Annotated in this window: 21 protein-coding genes; 13 read left to right on the top strand and 8 right to left on the bottom strand. The window is 72.1% G+C overall.

Annotated elements, in window-relative coordinates:
• From AC3EUJ_RS07375 to AC3EUJ_RS07340, 8 genes are all read left to right on the top strand, one after another.
• Complete coding sequence (locus AC3EUJ_RS07375) at positions 1–1,104, top strand: hypothetical protein (protein ID WP_431960177.1); 1,104 nt, start codon at positions 1–3, stop codon at positions 1,102–1,104.
• Positions 1,105–1,571: 467 nt separating this feature from the next.
• The gene (locus AC3EUJ_RS07370; RefSeq protein ID WP_431960176.1) at positions 1,572–2,774 is read left to right on the top strand and encodes a M20 family metallopeptidase; all 1,203 of its coding nucleotides are present in this window, start codon (positions 1,572–1,574) and stop codon (positions 2,772–2,774) included.
• A gap of 154 nt (positions 2,775–2,928) precedes the next feature.
• Complete coding sequence (locus AC3EUJ_RS07365; RefSeq protein WP_431960175.1) at positions 2,929–3,981, top strand: BMP family lipoprotein; 1,053 nt, start codon at positions 2,929–2,931, stop codon at positions 3,979–3,981.
• A 258-nt stretch (positions 3,982–4,239) separates the two neighbouring features.
• A complete protein-coding gene (locus AC3EUJ_RS07360; protein WP_431960174.1) occupies positions 4,240–5,790 on the top strand; it encodes an ABC transporter ATP-binding protein in 1,551 nt (516 codons plus the stop codon).
• Positions 5,787–6,902, top strand: coding sequence for an ABC transporter permease (locus AC3EUJ_RS07355; protein ID WP_431960173.1), 1,116 nt, complete (start codon positions 5,787–5,789; stop codon positions 6,900–6,902). The genes AC3EUJ_RS07360 and AC3EUJ_RS07355 overlap by 4 nt, the downstream gene beginning before the upstream one ends.
• Positions 6,899–8,188 carry an ABC transporter permease gene (locus AC3EUJ_RS07350; protein ID WP_431960172.1) on the top strand — a complete coding sequence of 430 codons (1,290 nt, stop codon included), beginning with the start codon at positions 6,899–6,901 and terminating at the stop codon, positions 8,186–8,188. The genes AC3EUJ_RS07355 and AC3EUJ_RS07350 overlap by 4 nt, the downstream gene beginning before the upstream one ends.
• Positions 8,185–8,607, top strand: coding sequence for a cytidine deaminase (locus AC3EUJ_RS07345; RefSeq protein WP_431960171.1), 423 nt, complete (start codon positions 8,185–8,187; stop codon positions 8,605–8,607). Before AC3EUJ_RS07350 ends, AC3EUJ_RS07345 begins: the two co-directional genes overlap by 4 nt.
• Positions 8,608–8,622: 15 nt before the next feature.
• Complete coding sequence (locus AC3EUJ_RS07340; protein WP_431960170.1) at positions 8,623–9,900, top strand: thymidine phosphorylase; 1,278 nt, start codon at positions 8,623–8,625, stop codon at positions 9,898–9,900.
• Between the two features lie 78 nt (positions 9,901–9,978).
• On the opposite strand, the gene AC3EUJ_RS07335 is transcribed toward AC3EUJ_RS07340, so the two are convergent.
• Positions 9,979–11,265 carry an MFS transporter gene (locus tag AC3EUJ_RS07335; RefSeq protein WP_431960169.1) on the bottom strand — a complete coding sequence of 429 codons (1,287 nt, stop codon included), beginning with the start codon at positions 11,263–11,265 and terminating at the stop codon, positions 9,979–9,981.
• A gap of 63 nt (positions 11,266–11,328) precedes the next feature.
• Between AC3EUJ_RS07335 and AC3EUJ_RS07330 the strand changes: the two genes are divergently transcribed.
• A complete protein-coding gene (locus AC3EUJ_RS07330) occupies positions 11,329–12,309 on the top strand; it encodes a LysR family transcriptional regulator (RefSeq protein WP_431960168.1) in 981 nt (326 codons plus the stop codon).
• Positions 12,310–12,459: 150 nt separating this feature from the next.
• On the opposite strand, the gene AC3EUJ_RS07325 is transcribed toward AC3EUJ_RS07330, so the two are convergent.
• Positions 12,460–13,245: an alpha/beta hydrolase gene (locus AC3EUJ_RS07325; RefSeq protein ID WP_431960167.1), complete on the bottom strand. Its 786-nt coding sequence runs from the start codon at positions 13,243–13,245 to the stop codon at positions 12,460–12,462.
• A gap of 101 nt (positions 13,246–13,346) precedes the next feature.
• Here AC3EUJ_RS07325 and AC3EUJ_RS07320 point away from each other — a divergent pair, with 101 nt between their 5' ends.
• Together AC3EUJ_RS07320 and AC3EUJ_RS07315 are read left to right on the top strand one after the other, a co-directional pair.
• Positions 13,347–14,540: an adenosine deaminase gene (locus tag AC3EUJ_RS07320; RefSeq protein ID WP_431960166.1), complete on the top strand. Its 1,194-nt coding sequence runs from the start codon at positions 13,347–13,349 to the stop codon at positions 14,538–14,540.
• A gap of 166 nt (positions 14,541–14,706) precedes the next feature.
• Positions 14,707–15,036 carry a hypothetical protein gene (locus AC3EUJ_RS07315; protein WP_431960165.1) on the top strand — a complete coding sequence of 110 codons (330 nt, stop codon included), beginning with the start codon at positions 14,707–14,709 and terminating at the stop codon, positions 15,034–15,036.
• A gap of 76 nt (positions 15,037–15,112) precedes the next feature.
• On the opposite strand, the gene AC3EUJ_RS07310 is transcribed toward AC3EUJ_RS07315, so the two are convergent.
• The 5 genes from AC3EUJ_RS07310 to AC3EUJ_RS07290 form a co-directional block, all read right to left on the bottom strand.
• Positions 15,113–15,313: a PspC domain-containing protein gene (locus tag AC3EUJ_RS07310; RefSeq protein ID WP_431960164.1), complete on the bottom strand. Its 201-nt coding sequence runs from the start codon at positions 15,311–15,313 to the stop codon at positions 15,113–15,115.
• A gap of 82 nt (positions 15,314–15,395) precedes the next feature.
• Positions 15,396–15,884, bottom strand: coding sequence for a VanZ family protein (locus AC3EUJ_RS07305; RefSeq protein ID WP_431960163.1), 489 nt, complete (start codon positions 15,882–15,884; stop codon positions 15,396–15,398).
• A 53-nt stretch (positions 15,885–15,937) separates the two neighbouring features.
• Positions 15,938–16,603, bottom strand: a complete 666-nt coding sequence (locus AC3EUJ_RS07300) for a hypothetical protein (protein WP_431960162.1) — start codon at positions 16,601–16,603, stop codon at positions 15,938–15,940.
• Complete coding sequence (locus AC3EUJ_RS07295) at positions 16,600–18,153, bottom strand: ATP-binding protein (protein ID WP_431960161.1); 1,554 nt, start codon at positions 18,151–18,153, stop codon at positions 16,600–16,602. The genes AC3EUJ_RS07300 and AC3EUJ_RS07295 overlap by 4 nt, the downstream gene beginning before the upstream one ends.
• Positions 18,150–18,827, bottom strand: a complete 678-nt coding sequence (locus tag AC3EUJ_RS07290; protein ID WP_431960160.1) for a response regulator — start codon at positions 18,825–18,827, stop codon at positions 18,150–18,152. Before AC3EUJ_RS07290 ends, AC3EUJ_RS07295 begins: the two co-directional genes overlap by 4 nt.
• A gap of 188 nt (positions 18,828–19,015) precedes the next feature.
• Here AC3EUJ_RS07290 and AC3EUJ_RS07285 point away from each other — a divergent pair, with 188 nt between their 5' ends.
• Complete coding sequence (locus AC3EUJ_RS07285) at positions 19,016–19,792, top strand: SigE family RNA polymerase sigma factor (protein ID WP_431960159.1); 777 nt, start codon at positions 19,016–19,018, stop codon at positions 19,790–19,792.
• A 142-nt stretch (positions 19,793–19,934) separates the two neighbouring features.
• Here the strand turns inward: AC3EUJ_RS07285 and AC3EUJ_RS07280 are convergent, their stop codons facing one another.
• A complete protein-coding gene (locus AC3EUJ_RS07280; RefSeq protein WP_431960158.1) occupies positions 19,935–20,558 on the bottom strand; it encodes an ATP-binding protein in 624 nt (207 codons plus the stop codon).
• Positions 20,559–20,734: 176 nt separating this feature from the next.
• Here AC3EUJ_RS07280 and AC3EUJ_RS07275 point away from each other — a divergent pair, with 176 nt between their 5' ends.
• Positions 20,735–21,085, top strand: a complete 351-nt coding sequence (locus AC3EUJ_RS07275; RefSeq protein ID WP_431960157.1) for a hypothetical protein — start codon at positions 20,735–20,737, stop codon at positions 21,083–21,085.
• The last annotated feature ends 2 nt before the right edge of the window (positions 21,086–21,087 follow it).

Here is a 21,087-nt window from a genome sequence, read left to right as displayed (position 1 = left end):
ATGAGCGACAGCGCCACTCTGGCACTCGTGGAGAGCCCCGTTCAGTTGCTCAACGTGCTGGAGTGGGCGCATGTTCACCCGCCCGCGGTGCCCTCGCCGCGGCCCGGGACGGTCACGGCCGACCCGGGCCCGGTGGCGCCAGGGCGGCCGCTCACCATCGTCGCCCTCGCCCCGCGTGACCCCATGACGCGTGGCCAGCTCCGTCGCATGACGGAGCTGGCCATGGACGAGGGCATCACGGTGCGCTGGTGCGAAGCCCGCTCCTCCCGGGGTTCGCTGCTGCGCACCGCCGCCGAACTGACCCCGGCCCTGCGGGCCGCGGGACGGGTCGTCCTCGGTGACCCCTTCTCCCGGCTGGTGCAGGTGCTCCTGCCGCTCAGCCGGGCGAAGGAGATCACCGTCGTGGACGACGGCACGGCGACCATGGAGTTCACCGAACTCCTTGCCAAGGGTGCCCGGCTCGTCCGCTGGCACCGCAGCGGCCGCAGGCTGTCGCCGGTGGACGCGGCCCTCGGCGTCTTCGCCTCGGCCGCCCGGCGCCGGCTCACCCCGGGCGCCGGGCGGCGGGTCGAGCTGTTCAGCTCGATGCCCGCCTCGCCTCCCCCCGGGATGGCGCTGCGGGCCAACCGCTTCGCCTGGACCCGGGCGCGGTTCGGCCCGCCCACCGTCAGGACCGGCACCGACATCGTCGGCACCTCCCTGGTGGAGACAGGGGTGGTCGACCCCGAGCGCTATCTGGCCGCCGTCGCCGCCCTGACCCGGGCGCACGGCGCCACCCGCTACTTCGCGCACCGCCGGGAGAGCGCCGACAAACTGCACCGGCTGTCCACGGAGACCGGGCTGCAGATCGTCCGGCCCGATCTGCCGCTGGAGCTGATCGCCCGCCGCGGCCCGATCGGCCAAACGGTCCTGAGCTTCCCCTCCACGGTCGTGCACACCCTGCCGCTCGCGCTGGAGGGCACCGGCGTCAAGATCACGGTCTGCGACGTCGATCCGGAGTGGCTGACCGACCAGGCCTCGCCGCGGGCCCAGAGCTTCCTGTCCGCGATCACGGGCAGTGCCCGCGACCTGCACGGCCTGGCCTCGGTGGCCCCGGTCAGCTGAGCACGTCCCGCCGGCCGCCCGGCCGCCCGTCCGGCGGGTCAGCGCGTCACGGAGACGACCTCCCGGCAGGTCGTTCGCTTCACCGCGAACGCCCGCCGGTCGATCACGACCGGCGGAAAGCTGCGCCTGCCGAAGATCGGTGCCCTGAAGGTGAAGTGGTCCCGCAGCCGGCCGTCGACTGCGTCCGCGGTGTCCCCGAGCTGCCCTGATCCGGGCCTCGCCTGGGCCACCCGGGGCCGGTCACAGGGCGTTGCCTCGCGGCCGGGCCATCGTTGGGCCACTATGGAGTGGCGAGGGACAAACCAAGTTCATACCCCTGAGCGGGGCGGGGTACGCGCCGAACGGGGGAGTTTTTCTTCCTCGCGTGGCATGAATTTACGGCGATGTAGTGATCGGGAGAGCAGATGCGGTCTAGCCTGTCGGAGGTGAACGACTCAGCGTCCGAACCCTCCGAAAACCCCGTGCCAGTGGCGCCCACAGTTCCCGCCGCACCCGAAGGTGCGCTGTTGGGCGTACTGCCCGAGCGGCTCAGGGCCGAACTCGTGGCGTTCCGGCGGGACCTGCACATGAACCCCGAGCTGGGCCGGCAGGAGTTCCGCACCACCGCCGCGATCAAGGCCCGCCTGGAGCAGGCCGGCCTCCGGCCGCGGGTGATGCCCGGCGGCACGGGGCTGCTGTGCGACATCGGCGCCACCGACCCGGCACGTCCGCGGCTGGCGTTGCGCGCGGACCTGGACGCGCTCCCGATCCCGGACACCAAGCGTGTGGAGTACCGCTCGACCGTGCCCGGCCGGGCGCACGCCTGCGGCCACGACGTGCACACCACGGTGGTGCTCGGCGCCGGTCTGGTACTGGCGGAGCTGGAGCGCGAGGGCAAGCTGAGGCGTCCGGTACGGCTGGTGTTCCAGCCGGCCGAGGAGGTCATGCCGGGGGGCGCGCTGGACGCCATCAAGGCGGACGCGCTGGACGGCGTGGGCCGGATTCTGGCCCTGCACTGCGACCCCAAGGTCGAGGTCGGGCGGATCGGGTTGCGCCAGGGACCGATCACCTCCGCCGTGGACCGGCTTGAGCTCTCCCTGGACGGCGCCGGCGGCCACACGGCCCGTCCCCACCTGACCACCGACCTGGTGATGGCCGCCGCCAAGATGGCCACCGAGCTGCCGGCCGTGCTGGCCCGCCGGATCGACCCCCGGTCCGGGATGAGCATCGTGTGGGGCCGCATCGAGGCCGGTCACGCGGCCAATGTCATCCCGCAGCACGCCGAGCTGGAGGGCACGGTCCGCTGCCTGGACCTGAACGCCTGGCACGAGGCCCCCGACCTGGTCCACGAGGTGATCGACCAGGTGGCCGCCATGTACCGGGCGAAGTGGGAGCTGACGTACCACCGCGGGGTGCCGCCGGTGGTGAACGAGGCCGACTCGACCGAGCTGCTGCGCGACGCCATGACGGCCCGCTACGGCGCGCACACCGTCGAGGACACGGAGCAGAGCCTGGGCGGCGAGGACTTCTCCTGGTACCTGGAGAAGGTTCCGGGCGCGCTGGCGAGGTTGGGTGTACGGCCCGTTGGGGACACGTCAAAGCGTGATCTGCATCAAGGTGACTTCGACGTCGACGAGGGCGCGATCAAGGTCGGCGTGGAGCTCTTCACCTCCGCTGCGCTGCTGGCATGACGGTGGGTGACCCGGTCGACACGGCCGGGTCACCTGGCCGAAATGCGACGATCCGATAACGGGCCGCCAACCCCCCTTTACCTGACATCTACGCGCGTTAAGCTCCGGTTAAGCCAGCGCCGGACGGGGCGCTCAGAGTTGAAGGGGTACCCTCTTGCGCCGGGTAACCAAGATCGCCGCCGCGGGTATAGCCTCCGCGGCTCTCGCGCTCACCGCGACCGCTTGCGGCAGCAGTTCCAAGGACAGTGGCGGTGACGGCAACAGCGGCAGCGGCAAGCTGAAGGTCGGCGTCGCCTACGACGTGGGTGGCCGTGGTGACCACTCGTTCAACGACTCCGCCGCCCAGGGCCTGGACAAGGCGAAGGAGGACTTCGGCGTCGAGGTCAAGGAGCTGACCGCCAAGACCTCGGACACCGAGGCCGACCGCGAGCAGCGCCTGGAGGATCTGGCCGACGCGGGTTACAACCCGGTCATCGGTGTCGGTTTCGCCTACGCCGAGTCCATCACGGCCGCGGCCAAGAAGTACCCCAAGACGACCTTCGCGATCGTGGACTCGGTCGTCGACGCCAAGAACGTCGACAGCATCGTCTTCACCGAGGAGCAGAGCTCCTACCTCGCCGGTGTCGCCGCCGCGCTGAAGACCAAGGACAACAAGGTCGGCTTCATCGGTGGCGTGGACATCCCGCTGATCAACAAGTTCGAGGCCGGCTTCCGCCAGGGCGTCGAGGAGACCAACCCGAAGGTCAAGGTCACCACCCAGTACCTGACCAGCGGCTCGGACCTCTCCGGCTTCTCCGACCCCGCCAAGGGCAAGGCCGCCGCGCAGGGCATGCTGGACAACGGCATCGACGTGATCTACGCCGCCGCCGGCTCCTCCGGCAACGGCGCCATCGAGGCCGTCGCCGGCAAGTCCGGCGCCTGGGCGATCGGCGTGGACTCCGACCAGCACGAGCAGCCGGGTCTGGCGAAGTACAAGGACTCGATCCTGACCTCCGCTCTGAAGAATGTGAACGTCGCGGTCTACGACGTGGTCGAGTCGGTCAAGAGCGGATCCCCGCTGACCGGCACCCACGCCTACGACCTCGGCAAGGACGGTGTCGGCCTGTCCACCAGCGGTGGCTTCATCGACGACATCAAGTCCCAGCTGGACGACGCCAAGAAGAAGATCGTGAACGGCGACATCAAGGTCAAGACGACCGTCAAGTGACGCCCGGTCTCTCGTGAGCGCCGGTCGCGAGGCTCGGGAGGGGACAGCCCAGGCTCCCCCCTTCCCGGGCCTCGCGCCTGCGTTCAGCCCGGGTGTCGCGCACGCGGTATCCGTTGTGACCCACCCCCTTATGGATCTGGCGACGCTACGCGCGTAGAGGCCCCTCCTCGCGATACGTTCGCCACACCCCGCCCGCCCCGCTCTTTTCCGCGAGGAGAGTGCGCCATCAACGCGTCCAGCCCCCCCAGCCAGAATGCCGTGGAGCTCCGCGGCATCACCAAGCGATTCCCAGGCGTCGTGGCCAACCACGACATCGACATCACGGTTCGCCGTGGCACGGTGCACGCCCTCGTGGGCGAGAACGGCGCCGGCAAGTCGACGCTGATGAAGATCCTCTACGGCATGCAGAAGCCGGACGAGGGCACCATCACCATCGACGGCGAGCGGGCCACCTTCCACGACCCGGGCGACGCCATCGCCCGCGGCATCGGCATGGTGCACCAGCACTTCATGCTCGCCGACAACCTCACCGTCCTCGAGAACGTCGTCCTCGGCAGCGAGAAGCTGTACGGCATCGGCGGCAGGGCCCGGGCCAAGATCAAGGAGATCTCCGACGCCTACGGCCTCGGGGTGCGCCCGGACGTCCTGGTGGAGGACCTCGGTGTCGCCGACCGTCAGCGCGTCGAGATCCTGAAGGTCCTCTTCCGCGGCGCCCGTACGCTGATCCTCGACGAGCCGACCGCCGTCCTCGTCCCGCAGGAGGTCGACGCGCTCTTCGACAACCTGCGCGGCCTCAAGGCCGAGGGCCTGACCGTCATCTTCATCTCCCACAAGCTGGGCGAGGTGCTCTCCGTCGCCGACGAGATCACCGTCATCCGCCGCGGCACCACGGTGGGCTCCGCCGACCCGGCGACCACGACCCCCAAGCAGCTCGCGGAGCTGATGGTCGGCAGCGAGCTGCCGTCCCCCGAGACCCGCGAGTCCACGGTCACCGACGTCCCGATGCTGACCGTCGACGGTCTGCACCTGTCGGAGACCGACCTGGAGGGCATCGAGCGCGTCGTCCTGGACCAGATCTCCTTCACCATCCACAAGGGCGAGGTCCTCGGCATCGCGGGTGTCGAGGGCAACGGCCAGGCGGAGCTGGTCGAGGCGATCATGGGCATCCTGCCGCCCGACGCGGGCCGGATCGGCCTGGACGGCGCCGAGATCACCCAGCTCCCGACGCGCAGGCGCCGCGAGGACGGCATCGGCTACATCCCCGAGGACCGGCACCGGCACGGCCTGCTGCTGGAGGCCCCGCTCTGGGAGAACCGCATCCTGGGCCATGTCACCGAGCGCCCCAACAGCAAGGGCGCCTTCCTCGACCCGGGCGCGGCCCGCCGCGACACCGAGCGGATCGTGCGCGAGTACGACGTCCGCACCCCCGGCATCGAGGTGACCGCGGCGTCCCTGTCCGGCGGCAACCAGCAGAAGCTGATCGTCGGCCGCGAGATGAGCCACCGGCCCAAGCTGCTGATCGCCGCGCACCCCACCCGCGGTGTGGACGTCGGCGCCCAGGCGCAGATCTGGGACCAGATCCGCGAGGCCCGGCGCGAGGGCCTGGCGGTGCTGCTGATCTCCGCCGACCTGGACGAGCTGATCGGCCTGTCCGACACCCTGCGCGTCATGTACCGCGGCCGTCTGGTCGCCGACGCCGACCCCGCCACCATCACCCCGGAGGATCTGGGCTCCGCGATGACCGGCGCGGCCGCCGGCCATCTCGAGCACGAGGACGGCGACGCCGCCCACGGGGGAGAGGACCGATGAAGAAGTTCGACAAGGAGCGGGTGCTCCTCGCCATCGCCGCCCCCGTGCTGGCGCTCGTGGCCGCGTTCGTGATCACGGCGCTGGTCCTGCTCGCCACGGGCAAGGAGCCGTTCGGCGCCTTCGGCACGATGTTCGACTACGGCTTCAAGAGTGACAGCCAGGTCGAGATCATCAACAAGGCGACCACGTACTACATCGCGGGCATCGCGGTCGCCGTCGGCTTCCGCATGAACCTGTTCAACATCGGTGTCGAGGGCCAGTACCGCCTGGGTGCCTTCTTCGCCGCCGCCGTCGGCGGCGCGGTGACGCTGCCGGGCTTCCTCCAGGTCCCGCTGATCATCGTGGTCGCCATGATCGTCGGCGCGATGTGGGCCGGTATCGCGGGGCTGCTGAAGACCACGCGCGGGGTCAGCGAGGTCATCGCGACCATCATGCTGAACGCGATCGCCACCTACATCGTCGGCTACCTGCTCAAGGACGGCCGGCTCGGCCACCTCGACAAGGCGCAGACCTCGGTGTCGACCACGCCGCTGCCCTCCTCCGGCCACCTGTTCAACTTCGACATGGGCGAGGACGTCGGCCAGATCTACGGCTTCGTCGTGCTCGCCGTGGTCATCGGCGTCGGCTACTGGTTCGTGCTGGGCCGTACCCGCTTCGGTTTCGACCTGCGCAGCGTCGGCCTGTCCGAGAGCGCCGCCAGCGCGAGCGGCGTCAGCGTCAAGCGCATGGTGATCACCAGCATGCTGATCTCCGGCGGCCTGGCCGGTCTCACCGGCATGCCGCTGCTGCTCAACGACGCCCACGCCTACGGTTCCGACCTCTTCCCGGCCGGCATCGGCTTCACCGGCATCTCGGTGGCCCTGCTCGGCCGCAACAACCCGGTCGGCGTCGCGCTGGCCGCGCTGCTGTGGGGCTTCCTGGAGCGCGGCTCGGGCCGCCTGGAGTTCGAGGGCTACGACAAGGAGATCGTCGGCGTGATGCAGGGCGTCATCGTCCTCAGCGTCGTCATCGCCTACGAGGTCGTCCGCCGCTACGGCCTCAAGCGCCAGCAGCAGAAGGTCGGCGAGGAGCTCGCCGCCCAGGCCCGCACCAAGAAGGAGGTGACGGCGTGACCGCCACGACGACCCAGACCCCGCCGCCCGCGGCTCCCAAGGCCGCAGGGGCCAAGGGCCGCAAGGGCCGCCTCTCCTTCCCGGTGATCCTGCTGATCATCGCCGCCGCGATCGCGCTGGTGTCGGTGGTGCGGATCATCACCGGACAGGACCAGCTCACCGCCCAGGGCCAGATCACCGCGGCGCTCGGCCTCGCCGTGCCGATCGGCCTGGCCGGTCTGGCCGGCCTGTGGTCCGAGCGCTCCGGCGTGGTGAACATCGGCCTCGAGGGCATGATGATCCTCGGCACCTTCTTCGGTGCCTGGGCCGGCTGGCAGACCAACCCGTGGCTGGGCGTCCTCGCCGGTGTCGTCGGCGGCGCGCTCGGCGGCCTGATCCACGCGATCGCCACCGTCACCTTCGGCGTCGACCACATCATCTCCGGTGTGGCCATCAACATCCTGGCGCTCGGTGCCACCCAGTACCTCGCCAAGCTGTGGTTCTCCACCGGCGACGCGGCCACCAAGGGCGGCAACCCCAAGCAGTCCCCGCCGGTCGACGCCCTGCCGTCGTTCGACATCCCCGGGCTGTCCGACGGACTGGCGAGCATCGAGAAGCACGGCTGGTTCTTCGTCTCCGACCTCGCCGGCATCCTCGGCGGCCTGGTCACCAACGTGTCCGCGCTGACGGTCGTCGCGGTGCTGCTCTTCGTCGGCAGCTTCTTCCTGCTGTGGCGCAGCCCGTTCGGCCTGCGGCTGCGGTCCTGCGGTGAGAACCCGGTCGCGGCCGAGTCGCTCGGCGTCAACGTGTACCTGTACAAGTACATCGCCGTGATCGCCTCCGGCGGTCTGGCCGGCCTCGGCGGTGCCTTCCTGGCGATGGTGCCCGCGCACATCTACCTCGAGAACCAGACCGGCGGCCGCGGCTACATCGGCCTCGCCGCGATGATCTTCGGCAACTGGCGGGTCGGCGGCCTCGCCACCGGCGCCGGCCTGTTCGGCTACTCCGACGCGCTCCAGCTGCGCAACGGCGGCCCGACCGTGCACGCGCTGCTGCTGCTCCTGGTGGTCCTGCTGGTGCTGCTGGCGGCCTGGAAGCTGTGGAAGCGGAGCTTCTGGCAGGGCGGCGTCAGCCTCGTCGTCGGAGCTCTGGTGCTGGCCTGGTACCTGCTCACCGACGAGGTGCCGGGCGAGTTCGTGGGCGCGACCCCGTACGTCGTCACCCTGCTGGTGCTCTCCCTGTCGGCACAACGCCTGCGGATGCCCAAGGCTGACGGTATGAGGTACCGGAAGGGCCAGGGCAAGTGAGCGACACCGCGGGCCCGGTCGGCGTCGACGACGTCGACTGGGAGGGCCTGCGGGCGCAGGCCCGGGACGCCATGTCCCGGGCCTACGTCCCCTACTCCCACTTCCCCGTCGGCGTGGCCGCGCTGGTGGACGACGGCCGGGTCATCTCGGCGTGCAACGTGGAGAACGCCAGCTACGGCCTCGGCCTGTGCGCCGAGTGCGGGCTGGTGTCGATCCTGCACGCCACCGGGGGCGGCCGGCTCGTCGCCTTCACCTGCGTCGACCGCAAGGGCAACCAGCTGATGCCGTGCGGCCGCTGCCGCCAGCTGCTGTGGGAGCACGGCGGCCCGGAACTGCTGGTGGAGATGTCCGACGGCATCCGCACGATGCGCGACGTCCTCCCCGACGCGTTCGGCCCGGACGACCTGATCAACCGCTAAGAAGGTACGTGAATCATGGACGCCATTTCCGTCATCCGCACCAAGCGCGACGGCGGCCGACTCGGCGACGACCAGATCGACTGGGTCATCGACGCCTACACCAGGGGTGAGGTCGCCGACGAGCAGATGTCCGCGCTCGCGATGGCGATCCTGCTCAACGGCATGGACCGGGCCGAGATCGCGCGCTGGACGGCCGCGATGATCGCCAGCGGCGAGCGCATGGACTTCTCCTCGCTGCCCCGCCCGACCGCCGACAAGCACTCCACCGGTGGCGTCGGCGACAAGATCACACTGCCGCTCGCGCCTCTGGTCGCGGCCTGCGGTGCGGCCGTTCCCCAGCTGTCCGGCCGGGGCCTCGGCCACACCGGCGGCACCCTGGACAAGCTGGAGTCCATCCCCGGCTGGCGGGCGCTGCTGTCGAACGACGAGATGCTGCGGGTCCTGGGCGACACCGGCGCCGTCATCTGCGCCGCGGGCGACGGCCTCGCCCCGGCCGACAAGAAGCTGTACGCGCTGCGCGACGTCACCGGCACCGTCGAGGCGATCCCGCTGATCGCCTCCTCGATCATGTCCAAGAAGATCGCCGAGGGCACGGGCTCGCTCGTCCTGGACGTCAAGGTCGGCTCCGGCGCCTTCATGAAGAACCTGGAGCAGGCGCGGGAGCTGGCCGCCACGATGGTGGGCCTCGGCACCGACCACGGGGTGCGGACGGTGGCGCTGCTCACCGACATGTCCACCCCGCTCGGCCTGACCGCGGGCAACGCGCTGGAGGTCCGCGAGTCCGTCGAGGTGCTGGCGGGCGGAGGCCCGGCCGACGTGGTCGAGCTGACCCTGGCTCTGGCGCGCGAGATGCTCGACGCGGCCGGGCTGAAGGACGCCGACCCGGCCAAGGCGCTCGCCGACGGCTCCGCCATGGACGTGTGGCGCCGCATGATCGCCGCCCAGGGCGGTGACCCGGACGCGACGCTGCCCGTCGCGCGGGAGCAGCACGTCGTGACGGCCGAGCGGTCCGGTGTCCTCACCGGCATGGACGCCTACGCCGTCGGTGTCGCCGCCTGGCGCCTGGGCGCCGGCCGGGCGCGCAAGGAGGACCCGGTTCAGGCCGGCGCGGGCGTCGAGCTGCACGCCAAGCCGGGTGCCACGGTGACGCAGGGCCAGCCGCTGCTCACCCTGCACACCGACACCCCGGAGAGGTTCGACTACGCGCTGGAGGCGCTGGCCGGCGGGGTCGAGATCTCCCCGGCGGGCACCGCCTTCACGCCGGACCCGATCGTGCTGGACCGTATCGCCTGAGCCGGGCCACCCCGCGACGCGGAACGGGGCCGGTGGATTCCACCGGTCCCGTTCGTCTTTCCGCGTCGGGTCAGGCCCTCAGGCCGGGCGTCCTGCCGGGACGGCGAGCCGCCGGTCCGTGACCGCGCGCCGGGTCGCGTACAGGGTGATCCCCGCGACGCCCAGGACGGCGGCCAGGCACAGGGCGACGGTGCCGCCCCAGCCGGCGGCGTGGAAGGCGGAGGCGCCGAGGGTGCCGCCGAGACTGTTGCCGATGTAGTACGCGGTCAGGTAGAGCGCGGAGGCCTGGGCGCGGCCGGTGGTGGCCGTACGGCTGACCGCGCCGGAGGCGATGGAGTGGCCGGTGAAGAAGCCGGCGGTGATGAGGACCAGGCCGCTCAGCACGGCGGCCAGGGACCCCGCGAGGGTGAGCAGCAGCCCGCCCGTGGCCAGCACCACGGCGACGTACAGGGCGCCGCGCCGCCCGAGGCGGCCGTGCAGGACCCCGGAGGCCGCGGAGGCGCCGGTGCCGACCAGGTAGACCAGGAAGATGAGGCCGATCGCGGTCTGCGACAGGCCGAAGGGCCCGGCGGCGAGCCGGTAGGCCAGCACGTTGTAGACGGCGCCGAAGACCGCCATGAAGAGCAGCCCGATCAGGTAGAGCCGGCGCAGCAGCGGAGTGCCCAGGTGGCCGGTGACCGTACGCCACAGGGCGGCGGGACTGACCGGGCCGGGACGGAAGTTGCGGGCGGCGGGGATCAGCAGGCGGAAGGCGACGGCGCACAGCACCGCCATCGCGCCGGCGGCGAACAGCGCGGCGCGCCAGCCGAAGGCCTGCGCCACGGCGCCGGTGAGGACCCGGGCGCTCATGCCGCCGATGCTGTTGCCCGCGACGTAGAGGCCGATCGCGGAGGCGACCGCCTTGGGGTGGATCTCCTCGCCGAGGTAGGCCATCGCGGTCGCGGGGAGCCCGGCGAGGGCCACGCCCTGCACGGCGCGCAGGACGACCAGGGTGGTCAGGTCCGGCGCGAAGGGGATGACCAGGGCCAGCGCCGAGGCGCTGAAGACAGACGTGGTCATCACGGCCGTGCGACCGTACTTCTCGCTCAGCGCGCTCACCGGCAGCAGGGCCAGCGCCAGCGCGGCGGTGGTGGCCGAGACGGTGAGGCTGGCCTGGGCCGGGCTGAGGGACAGCCCCGTGGAGAGCGCCGGCAGCAGGGCCTGCGTCGAGTAGAGCAGGGCGAAGGTGGCGAGACCCGCGGCGAACAGGGCCAGGATGGCTCGGCGGTAACCGGGTTCGCCCGGACGGAGCGTGGCGGCTGAGGAGGCGGAGGCGGCGGCGCCCGGCCGTGTCACGGTGGACGCCCCTGTATCGGCGGGAGACATGTCCTCACGCTAGGCCGGGCCTGTTTCATGCGTCCAATGCACGGAGTAGCCATAATCGTTCCCATGGCGCATGAAGCGAGGTCAGCACGATCGCTGTCACCGACCCGTGACGCAACAGACACCCGGGCCGAGTTGGACAGCGCGTCCTGGGCGGCGGTGCTGGCGCCCAGGCTCGCCCAGTTCGCCGCCGTGGCGCGGCACGAGCACGTCACCCGCGCGGCACGCGAGCTGGGGGTGCCGCAGTCCACGCTCAGCCGGGCCATGGTCCGGCTCGAACTCGACCTGGGGGTCACGCTCTTCGCCCGTCAGGGCCGTACGGTCTCGCTCACGCCCGCGGGCCGTGGTTTCCTCGTCTCCGTGGAGCGGGCGCTGGGCGAGGTGGAGCGCTCGGCCGAGTCCGTGCGTGCCGACGCGGACCCGCAGTCGGGACGGGTCGCCTTCGGCTTCCTCCACACGCTCGGCCCCGAGACCGTACCGGCCCTGCTGCGGGCCTTCCGCGCCGACCACCCGCGAATCCGGTTCCAGCTCGTGCAGAACTACGGCGAGGCGATGCTCGCCGGGCTGCGCGCGGGCGAGCTGGACCTCTGCCTGACCTCACCGGTGCCGGACGCGCCCGACCTGGTCGTCCGGCGCCTGGACGAGCAGCGGCTGCGGCTGGTCGTCCCCGCCGACCACCGGCTCGCCACCCGGCGCAGGGTCCGCCTGGCGGAGGCGTCCGGGGAGCTGTTCGTGAGCCTGGAGCCCGGCTACGGGTTGCGGCGCATCACCGACGCCCTGTGCGCGGAGGCGGGCTTCACCCCGCGGGTGGCCTTCGAGGGGGAGGAGGCCGAGACCCTGCGCGGCCTGGTCGCCGCCGGGCTCGGGGTGGCCCTGCTGCCGCCCCCGCTCGTCCCGCGCCCGGGCGTCGTGGAGCTGACGGTCACCGCCCCGCGCGCGGTCCGGGAGATCGGCGTGGCCTGGCTCGGCGGCCACCCCGACACGGCGCCCGTCACGGCGTTCAAGAAGTTCCTGCTGGGCAGGCGTGGGCAGCTCCTCCCCGGATGACGGCGCGTCGGCACCCGTAGTCGCACCGAGAATTCCGTGGGCCGCTCACCCGCTCACGGCACGGGGCCGGGGCCGCGGCTGCCGGACGGCCGCAGCCCCCGGCCCCGCGGCCGACGCCGGGGCGGGGCCGATGGCGCGGACACGTCGGGGTCAGCGCATCTGGGGCGACCGTCCGAAACCCGAGGCCAGGGGCATGCGCAGGCCGAGTGGGGGAGGGGCGGCCAGCGCGTCGGCGACCGGGCGGGCGAAGGACCGTCCCAGCAGGGTGCCGAGGACGAAGTCGACGGTCAGGGAGGCGACTTCGGCCCGGTGGCCGTGCAGCAGATGTCCGTCGGTGTGCACCTCGAACCGGCACACGTCCCGGTTGACCTTCTTCACCCGCTCGGCCAGCCGGTAGGAGAGCTCCGGGTGGGTGGAGTCGTCGTTCGTGCCGTGCACGATCAGGACGTGGCGGCCTATCAGCTGCTTCACCGGATCGGGCTCCGGCGCGTCCGGCAGCCACGGGGCTATGGCGACCGCGGAGTCGACGGCCTGATGGCCCGCTGCGCGCAGCGCGGCCCGGCCGCCCATGTCCATGCCGACCAGTGACACCGGTACGTCACCGTAACGGCGGACGACCTCGTCGACGGCCCACCGCGCGTCCTCGGCCGGGTGGGCGTGACCGCCGTTCCAGCCGCGGAAGCGGTAGTGCACGACGTGCACGGCCAGACCCTCACCGCGGCCCGCCGCCCGCACCAGCCGGCGGGCCAGCGGCACCATCGCCGCGGCGGCCACGGGGGAGCGCCGACGGGTGCTCAGCGCACTGCCGCCGGGCAGCAGCAGCACGGCGGCCCGGACGGCCTCGCCGTCCGCCTCCCGCCGTGCCGCCGGGTTCAGACCCGGTGTCACTCTCTTTCCCAACCGCGCACCACGCACCGGTAAAGCTTGCGAAGCCATGGCGTAACCATGGCAGACGGGAAGGTGCGCACGACCTGGCCGGGAGATCAATATTCGGCATCATCCAAAAGTTCTACGCGCGTAGGGGGTATGTTTCGGAAATGACGAGCTCAAGCACGCTCCCCTTCCCCGCGGGCGCTGCGGGGGCGACCCCCACGCCCGAGCAGATCCGCCGCGCGCCCAAGGTCCTGCTCCACGACCACCTCGACGGCGGCGTCCGCCCCGGGACCGTCGTCGACCTGGCCCGCGCGTCGGGCTACGACGGCCTGCCGGAGACCGACCCGGACAAGCTCGGCACCTGGTTCCGCGAGGCCGCCGACTCCGGCTCGCTGGAGCGTTACCTGGAGACCTTCTCGCACACGGTCGGCGTCATGCAGAGCCGCGAGGCGCTCACCCGCGTCGCCGCCGAGGCCGCCGAGGACCTCGCCGCGGACGGGGTCGTCTACGCCGAGGTGCGCTACGCCCCCGAGCTCCACGTCGAACGCGGGCTCTCCCTCGACGAGGTCGTGGAGGCCGTCAACGCGGGCTTCCGGGAGGGCGAACGGCGGGCCCGCGAGGCGGGTGGGCGGATCCGGGTGGGCGCCCTGCTCACCGCGATGCGGCACGCCGCCCGCTCGCAGGAGATCGCCGAACTCGCCATCCGCTACCGCGACCGGGGCGTCGTCGGCTTCGACATCGCGGGCGCCGAGGCGGGCTTCCCGCCCACCCGCCACCTCGACGCCTTCGAGTACCTCCAGCGGGAGAACTTCCACTTCACCATCCACGCGGGCGAGGCCTTCGGCCTGCCCTCCATCTGGCAGGCCCTGCAGTGGTGCGGCGCGGACCGGCTCGGTCACGGCGTGCGCATCATCGACGACATCGAGGTCGCGGACGACGGCACGGTCGCCCTCGGCCGGCTCGCCAACTACGTGCGCGACAAGCGCATCCCCCTGGAGATGTGCCCCACCTCCAACCTGCAGACCGGCGCGGCCGCCTCGTACGCGGAGCATCCCATCGGACTGCTGCGCCGGCTGCACTTCCGGGTCACCGTCAACACCGACAACCGGCTGATGAGCGGTACGAGCATGAGCCGCGAGTTCGCCGAACTGGTGGCCGCGTTCGGATACACCCTCGACGACATGCAGTGGTTCACCGTCAACGCGATGAAGTCCGCCTTCATCCCTTTCGATGAACGTCTCGCCATGATCAATGACGTGATCAAGCCCGGATACTCGGAGCTGAAGGCCGAGTGGCTGTTCCGTCAGACGACCGCCGCCACCGCTGTGGCCAGCGATTCCTCGCCGGAAGAGGGATGAGCCCCGGGCCGTCCCGCCGTGCGGCGGCGGGACGGCCCGGGCCCGGTGCGACGGCGCGCGGCTGCTTGCACCGCCCCGTGTTCCGTCGCTACGTTCCGATATCCCGCGAACACGATCCGTGTGTGCCGCGGCGGACGCACCATCCCCCATCACGAGGATCGCAACCATGAAGACCGGAACCGTCAAGACTCTCGGTGCCGCCGCGCTGGGCGTGGCCTTCGTCGGGGCCGCCGCGGGCGTCGCCTCCGCCGCTCCTTCGGAAGCCGGCCTGGGCCTGCCGGACGCCTCGGCCCTGCCGGCCTCCCTGCCGGTCGCGGGCGTCGCGAAGGCGGTCCCGGTCGGTGCCGTCACCAGCGGCCTGCCGAAGTCGGCCAACCTCGTCCCCGGCGTGCAGAACGCGCCCCAGGGCCTGAGCACGCTGCTCGGCGGCCTCCCGGTCGGCGGTCAGCTGCCGCTGGGCCAGCTCCCGCTGCAGGGCCTGCCGATCGGCGGCTGAGCACCGGCCGGACGTACCGCGGACGGGCCGCACCCCCTCGGGGTGCGGCCCGCCGGCCTTCCGGGGGCCCGTGGCGTCAAACGGCGGCCTTCGTGCTCACCTCGCCCGGCAGCAGCAGCCACAGCGCGAGGTAGAGCAGGAACTGCGGCCCGGGTAGCAGGCACGACAGCAGGAAGATCACGCGCATCGTGGCGGCGGAGGTGCCGAACCGGTCTGCGAGCCCGGCGCAGACTCCGGCGATCATCCGGCCGTGACGGGGGCGGACCAGTGCGGACATGGGGGTGCTCCTTCGGGAGTCCAGGCCGGTCTCTCCGGCCGATACATCACCGTACGAGCGCATACCGCCGCGATTCATCGCTCTACGGTGCGATCCCGACCCTGTGAATCCTCGGGGTCCGCCCCTGAGCACCGGTCAGCCGGTCCTCCTGGCGGAGGCTGCGCCGGTGCGCCCACGCGCGGGCCGCGGGCACCACGGCGAGGTGGGCCAGCGCGACACCCGCCGTGTTGAGCAGCAGGGCGTCCACGTCGAAGATCTGGCCCGGCACCCCGGTCTGCACGAATTCCAGGGTCAGCGAGATCATCAGTCCCGCGAAGACCGTCCGCGCGAACGAGCCCGGCGCCGAGACCCGCACCCGGCCGCCGGCCATCGGCAGCAGCACGCCCAGCGGGGCCAGCAGCGCCAGCCCCGCGCCGATCCGGCGGGCCGCCTCCGCGGGTCCCATGGTGAGGTCGTGGCGGATGGTGGCGAACGGACGGAGATTGGGGGCGTCCACCCAGGGCACGTACTGCGGACGCAGCATCAGCCACCCCAGCAGAGCCAGATGGACCGCGGCGAGTGTCAGGCCCACCGCGCGCACTTTCGGGAGAGAGCCGTCGCGCCGCACGCCTGGAAGGACGTCTGTCACTTCACGGCGGTTCCAGCGGTCTCCGCCGCCTCCGGGTCGGTGCGCAGGTCGCCGGTGCAGGTGAAGCGGCGCACCGGGGTGTCGTCGGAGCCGCCCAGGAGCACACCGCCGTCGCCGGAGCCCGCGGCCGTGCCGGCGTAGGTGCACACCAGTTGGGCGAGCGCGAACGGCGGGAGGTCGCCCAGCGGGGCGCTGAGCCGGAGCGATCCGCGCGGGTCGCCGCGCCGCGGCCCCTCCACCGCCAGGTCGCCCTGCACGGCCGTGGTGAAGCCGGCCGACGACTCGCCGCCGCGCGGCTTGCGCTGCAGCTCGCGCAGGAGCAGCACCGCCACGCCCAGCTGGTCCGGGCCCTCGGTCCGCACCGAGCGGTTCACGCCGGCCACCTGGGCGCTGCACACCAGGTACACCCGGGCGGTCAGTCCCCGTGGCGAGGCGGAGGCCGTGGCCGTGGCCGTGGCGGTCGCCTCCTCGTCGGGCACCGCGCAGGAGACGCGGGAGGGCGCCGGCCCGGCGTCCACCGGCACCGAGGTGGTGCGGATACCGCAGCCGGCCAGCAGCACCAGGCCGGCCAGGGCGAGGAGCGGGGCGCGCCGGCGGTGGGCGGCGCCCGGGGACGGGAGCCCCGGGGCCTTCGGGGCGGCGTCCCGGGACGGCTGCGTCACTTGCCTTCGTTCCCTTCCTCGGTCTCCGCCGCCTGGCCGGCCCCGGTGCGCATCGGCAGCCGCAGCGTGAACACCGCACCGCCACCGGGGCTGTTGGCCGCGGCGATCTCTCCGCCGTGGATGTGTGCGTTCTCCAGCGCGATGGACAGGCCCAGGCCGCTCCCCTCGGAACGGGCCCGGGAGGCGTCCGCCTTGAAGAACCGGTCGAAGACGTGCGGCAGCACGTCCTCGGGGATGCCGGGGCCGTTGTCGGCGACCTCGACGACGAGTTCGTCCCCGTCCTGCCGCACCTTGACCCGGACCGGCGAGCCGCCGTGCTTGAGGGCGTTGCCGATCAGGTTGGCGAGGATCACGTCGATGCGGCGCGGATCGAGCAGGGCGATGATGCCGCGCGGCGCGTCCAGCTCCACCGCGTCCAGCCAGGCGCGGGCGTCGATGCAGGCGGTGACCAGGTCGGAGACGTCGACGTCGTCCAGGACCAGGCGCGCGGTGCCCGCGTCGAAGCGGGTGACCTCCATCAGGTTCTCCACCAGCTCGCCCAGCCGCTTGGTCTCGCTCACCACCAGCCGCACCGCCGGGGCGATCATCGGGTCGAGGGAGTCCGCCTCGTCCTCCAGCACCTCGGTCACGGCGGTGATCGCGGTCAGCGGGGTGCGTAGCTCGTGCGACATGTCGGCGACGAAGCGCCGGCTGGCCGCCTCGCGCTGGCTGAGCTCGTCGACCCGCCGCTCCAGCCGCTCCGCGGTGCGGTTGAACGTCCGCGACAGCTCCGCGAGTTCGTCGGTGCCGGTGACCCGCAGCCGGGTGTCGAGCTTGCCCTCGCCGAGCCTCCTGGCGGCGTCGCCGAGGCGGGCCACGGGCCGCAGCACGGTCGAGGCCGCGGCCTGGGCGAGCAGTGCCGCACCGATCAGGGCGAGGGCGGTGGCGATGCCGAGCGACCAGGCCAGCGAGTTGAGGTCCTTCCGCTCGGCCTCCAGCGACTTGAACATGTAGCCGGTCGGGCCGCCGCCGATCACCTTGGCCCCGCCCACCAGGTACGGCTGGCCGTCGCGGGTGACCCGCTGCCAGTACAGGTGGTACTCGGCGGAGTCGCCCGTCTTGGGGTTGCGCTTGCTGACGGCCTTGCGCAGCGTCGAGGGGACGGCGTCCAGTGAGAAGCCGTCGCTCTGCGACTTGGTCGCGCAGCGCTCGCCGTCCGGCCCGGTGCCGATCAGCAGCACCTGGTAGTTCTGGGTGCTGGCGCCGATGCTGCGCGCGGCGTCGGCCAGCTTGTCGCAGGACGGGTGCCGCGGCAGCGAGCCCGCGTTGCGGGTCATCGAGGCGCGGAAGTCGTTGAGAGCGGCGTTCTGGGCACGGGTGAGCACGGCGTCGCGGTTGAGCCAGTACGCGATGCCCGAGGCGGAGACGGCGGCCGCCAGCGCCACGGCGGCGAAGACGGCGACCAGACGCAGCCGCAGGCTGGTGAGCCGCAGCAGCCGTGACCTCCAGCCGCTCAGCCGCCGGTCGGTTTCGTCGTCACCGGCCGTGTCCTCGTGATGCGGTCGACTCACGCCGGCGCGTCCAGCCGGTACCCGACACCCCGTACGGTGCGGATCAGGGTCGGCGAGGAGGGCACGTCCTCGATCTTGGCGCGCAGCCGCTGCACACAGGCGTCCACCAGACGCGAGTCACCGAGGTAGTCGTGTTCCCACACCAGGCGCAGCAACTGCTGCCGGGACAGCGCCTGCCCCGGGCGGCGGCTCAGCTCCAGCAGCAGCCGCAGCTCGGTCGGAGTGAGCTGCAGGTCCTCGCCGTTCTTCGTGACGGTCATCGCCGAGCGGTCGATGACGATGCTGCCGAAGGCGGCCGAGTCGGTGCTGTCCCGCTCGCCCCGCCGCAGCACGGCGCGGATGCGGGCGTCCAGCACGCGCGGCTGGATGGGCTTGACGACGTAGTCGTCCGCGCCGGACTCCAGACCCACCACGACGTCGATGTCGTCGCTGCGCGCGGTCAGCAGGATGATCGGCAGCTGGTCGGTCCGCCGGATGCGCCGGCACACCTCGAAACCGTCGATGCCCGGGAGCATCACGTCCAGCACGATCAGGTCCGGTCGCTGCTCGCGCAGCAGCTTCAGCCCGTCCTCGCCCGTTGCCGCGGCCACCACACGGTGGCCCTGGCGCGACAGGGCGAGTTCGAGGCTCGCTCGGATGGCGTCGTCGTCCTCGATCAGCAACAGGAAAGGCACGCCCGCATTCTCTCCCAAGACGGCCCGTGGAAGGTACCGCCGTGGTCTGTGACGGGGCTGTGACACTCGGCGGACAGCGCCATGAAACTGGCGCGGCACGCTATTGGTCATCGACGGGGACGCCGAACGGGCGGCCCCCGCCGGACGGGTACGAAGACCAGGCCGGCTCCACCCACGGGGGGCGCGAAATGAACGCACTGCACAGCACGACGACCACCGCAGTCCTTCAGCCGCGCCTGCACACCGCGGGCCGGGGCGCAGAGAAGTCCGGTGCCACGGGCGGGCGGGGGTGCGCTCGTGGCACCGGGCGTCAGGTGGTTCGCAACCGGCCGCCGTACATCACGGCGATCGAGGGCGGTCACGGGGGAGACGGGGGGCACGGGGGTGTCGCCTACGGGGAGGCCACGGGGGCCCGGGGGATCCCGGGGGAGCGGTGCTTCACGGCGGACGCGGACTTCACCGCGTACGTCCAGGAGCGCCGGGCCTCTCTGTACGCGACCGCCTACCACCTGACGGGCGACCGCTTCGAGGCGGAGGACCTGCTGCAGAGCGCGCTGTTCTCCACCTACCGGGCCTGGGACCGGATCAGCGACAAGGCCGCGGTCGGCGGTTACCTGCGCCGGACCATGACCAATCTGCACATCAGCGCCTGGCGGCGCCGCAAGCTCAACGAGTACCCGACCGAGGAGCTGCCGGAGACGGCGGGCGAGACGGACGCGATGCGCGGCACCGAGCTGCGGGCGGTGCTGTGGCAGGCGCTGGCCAAGCTCCCGGAGCCGCAGCGCACGATGCTGGTGCTCCGCTACTACGAGGGCCGCACCGACCCGGAGATCGCCGAGATCCTCGGCATCAGCGTCGGCACGGTGAAGAGCAGCATCTGGCGCTCCCTGCGCCGGCTGCGCGAGGACGCGACGCTCAGCACGGGCGTCGACGAGGAGGCGGCGTTCGGCGAGCTGGTGGCCTGACGCCGGGGGGAACGGGGAAACGGGGGGGAATCGGGGGAACCGGGGGGAATCGGGGGAAGCAAGAGGGAGCGGTCGCGCCCAGCGGGGGGTCTGTGCGCACCGCTCCCTCACGCATGCCTTACGGACCCGCGCGCCGTTTCGTTCAAACGCGAACGGCAACCGTCGGAAAAGATGCGCGACCGATCCGTTCCAGTGCCTCGTCCCGGTCGCACACATGCGCCCCGAGCGCCGCGTGCCGGGCGATGATGTCCCGTTCGGCGCGCATCAGGTTCCACCCGCGGCGCAGCAGGAAGGGCAGCGACTTCCGGCTCTCGCGCAGGTCCCGGGCGAAGCGGCGGCGGGCGGTGGTGACCGCGCCGCGGCTCAGGCACAGCGCGTCGGCGAGCAGACCGAGTTCGGCGCAGCGCGCGACGATGTCGGCGGCGAAGATGCCCTCCGCGATGAAGAGCGGCGCCCCGTCGAGGCCGACCTCCGCCCGTCCGGTGATGGAGCTGGAGGAGATCTCGTACACCGGGACGGCGGTCCGGCCCGTGGCGCACAGCTCCGCCACGGCCGCGACGGCCGCGTCGGCGTTCCAGGACAGCGGGGAGTCCCAGTCGGCGCCGATGCCGCTCGGCAGCATCGGGAGGGACGGATCGTCACCCTCCTTGTAGAAGTCGTCCAGTCGCAGGACCGGCAGGCCGGTGCGGGCGGCGAGGGAGGACTTGCCGGACCCGGAGGGGCCGGTCAGCAGGATCACGCGGGCGGCGGGAGGGCGAGAGCTCACGGGACACCAGTGTGACGCATTCCGCCTTTGGAGTGACCCGCCGGGACATGCTTTGGATGCGTGATGTTCGACCAACTACGGTGAGTTATGTCATTGTCGCGTACGGGGACGGCCGCCGGGTCGTCCCGGGACCGGTCCGTGAGCGAGCGGGCCGGCGACCAGGCAGGTGGATCCTCATGCCGCAGTTCTCCCGCACCCTCCTCCGCGCCACCGTCCTCGCGGTGTCGTCCGTCGCGGCCGTCGCCTCGGCGGGGGCGGCGCACGCGGACGCCCAGAGCGAAGGAACGGCCACGGCCGCCGAGGCCGGCCGGGCGGCGACGTCGGCCCTGATCGGCACGGTGAACCACCTGCCGGTGAACCCGCTCGCGCGGACCAGCGTCAACCCCCTGGACAACTCCGTGGGTTCGCAGGTCGCCGACTTCAAGCCGGTCTCCACCGCGGACGTCACCAAGCCGGTCGCCGACAGCCGCACGGTCGCGGACCTGCCGTTGATCGGCGACGCCGTCAGGACCCTGCAGGGCGGCTGACG

The organism is Actinacidiphila sp. bgisy160, assembly GCF_057707815.1.
This window is presented reverse-complemented; position numbering and strand designations above follow the sequence as displayed.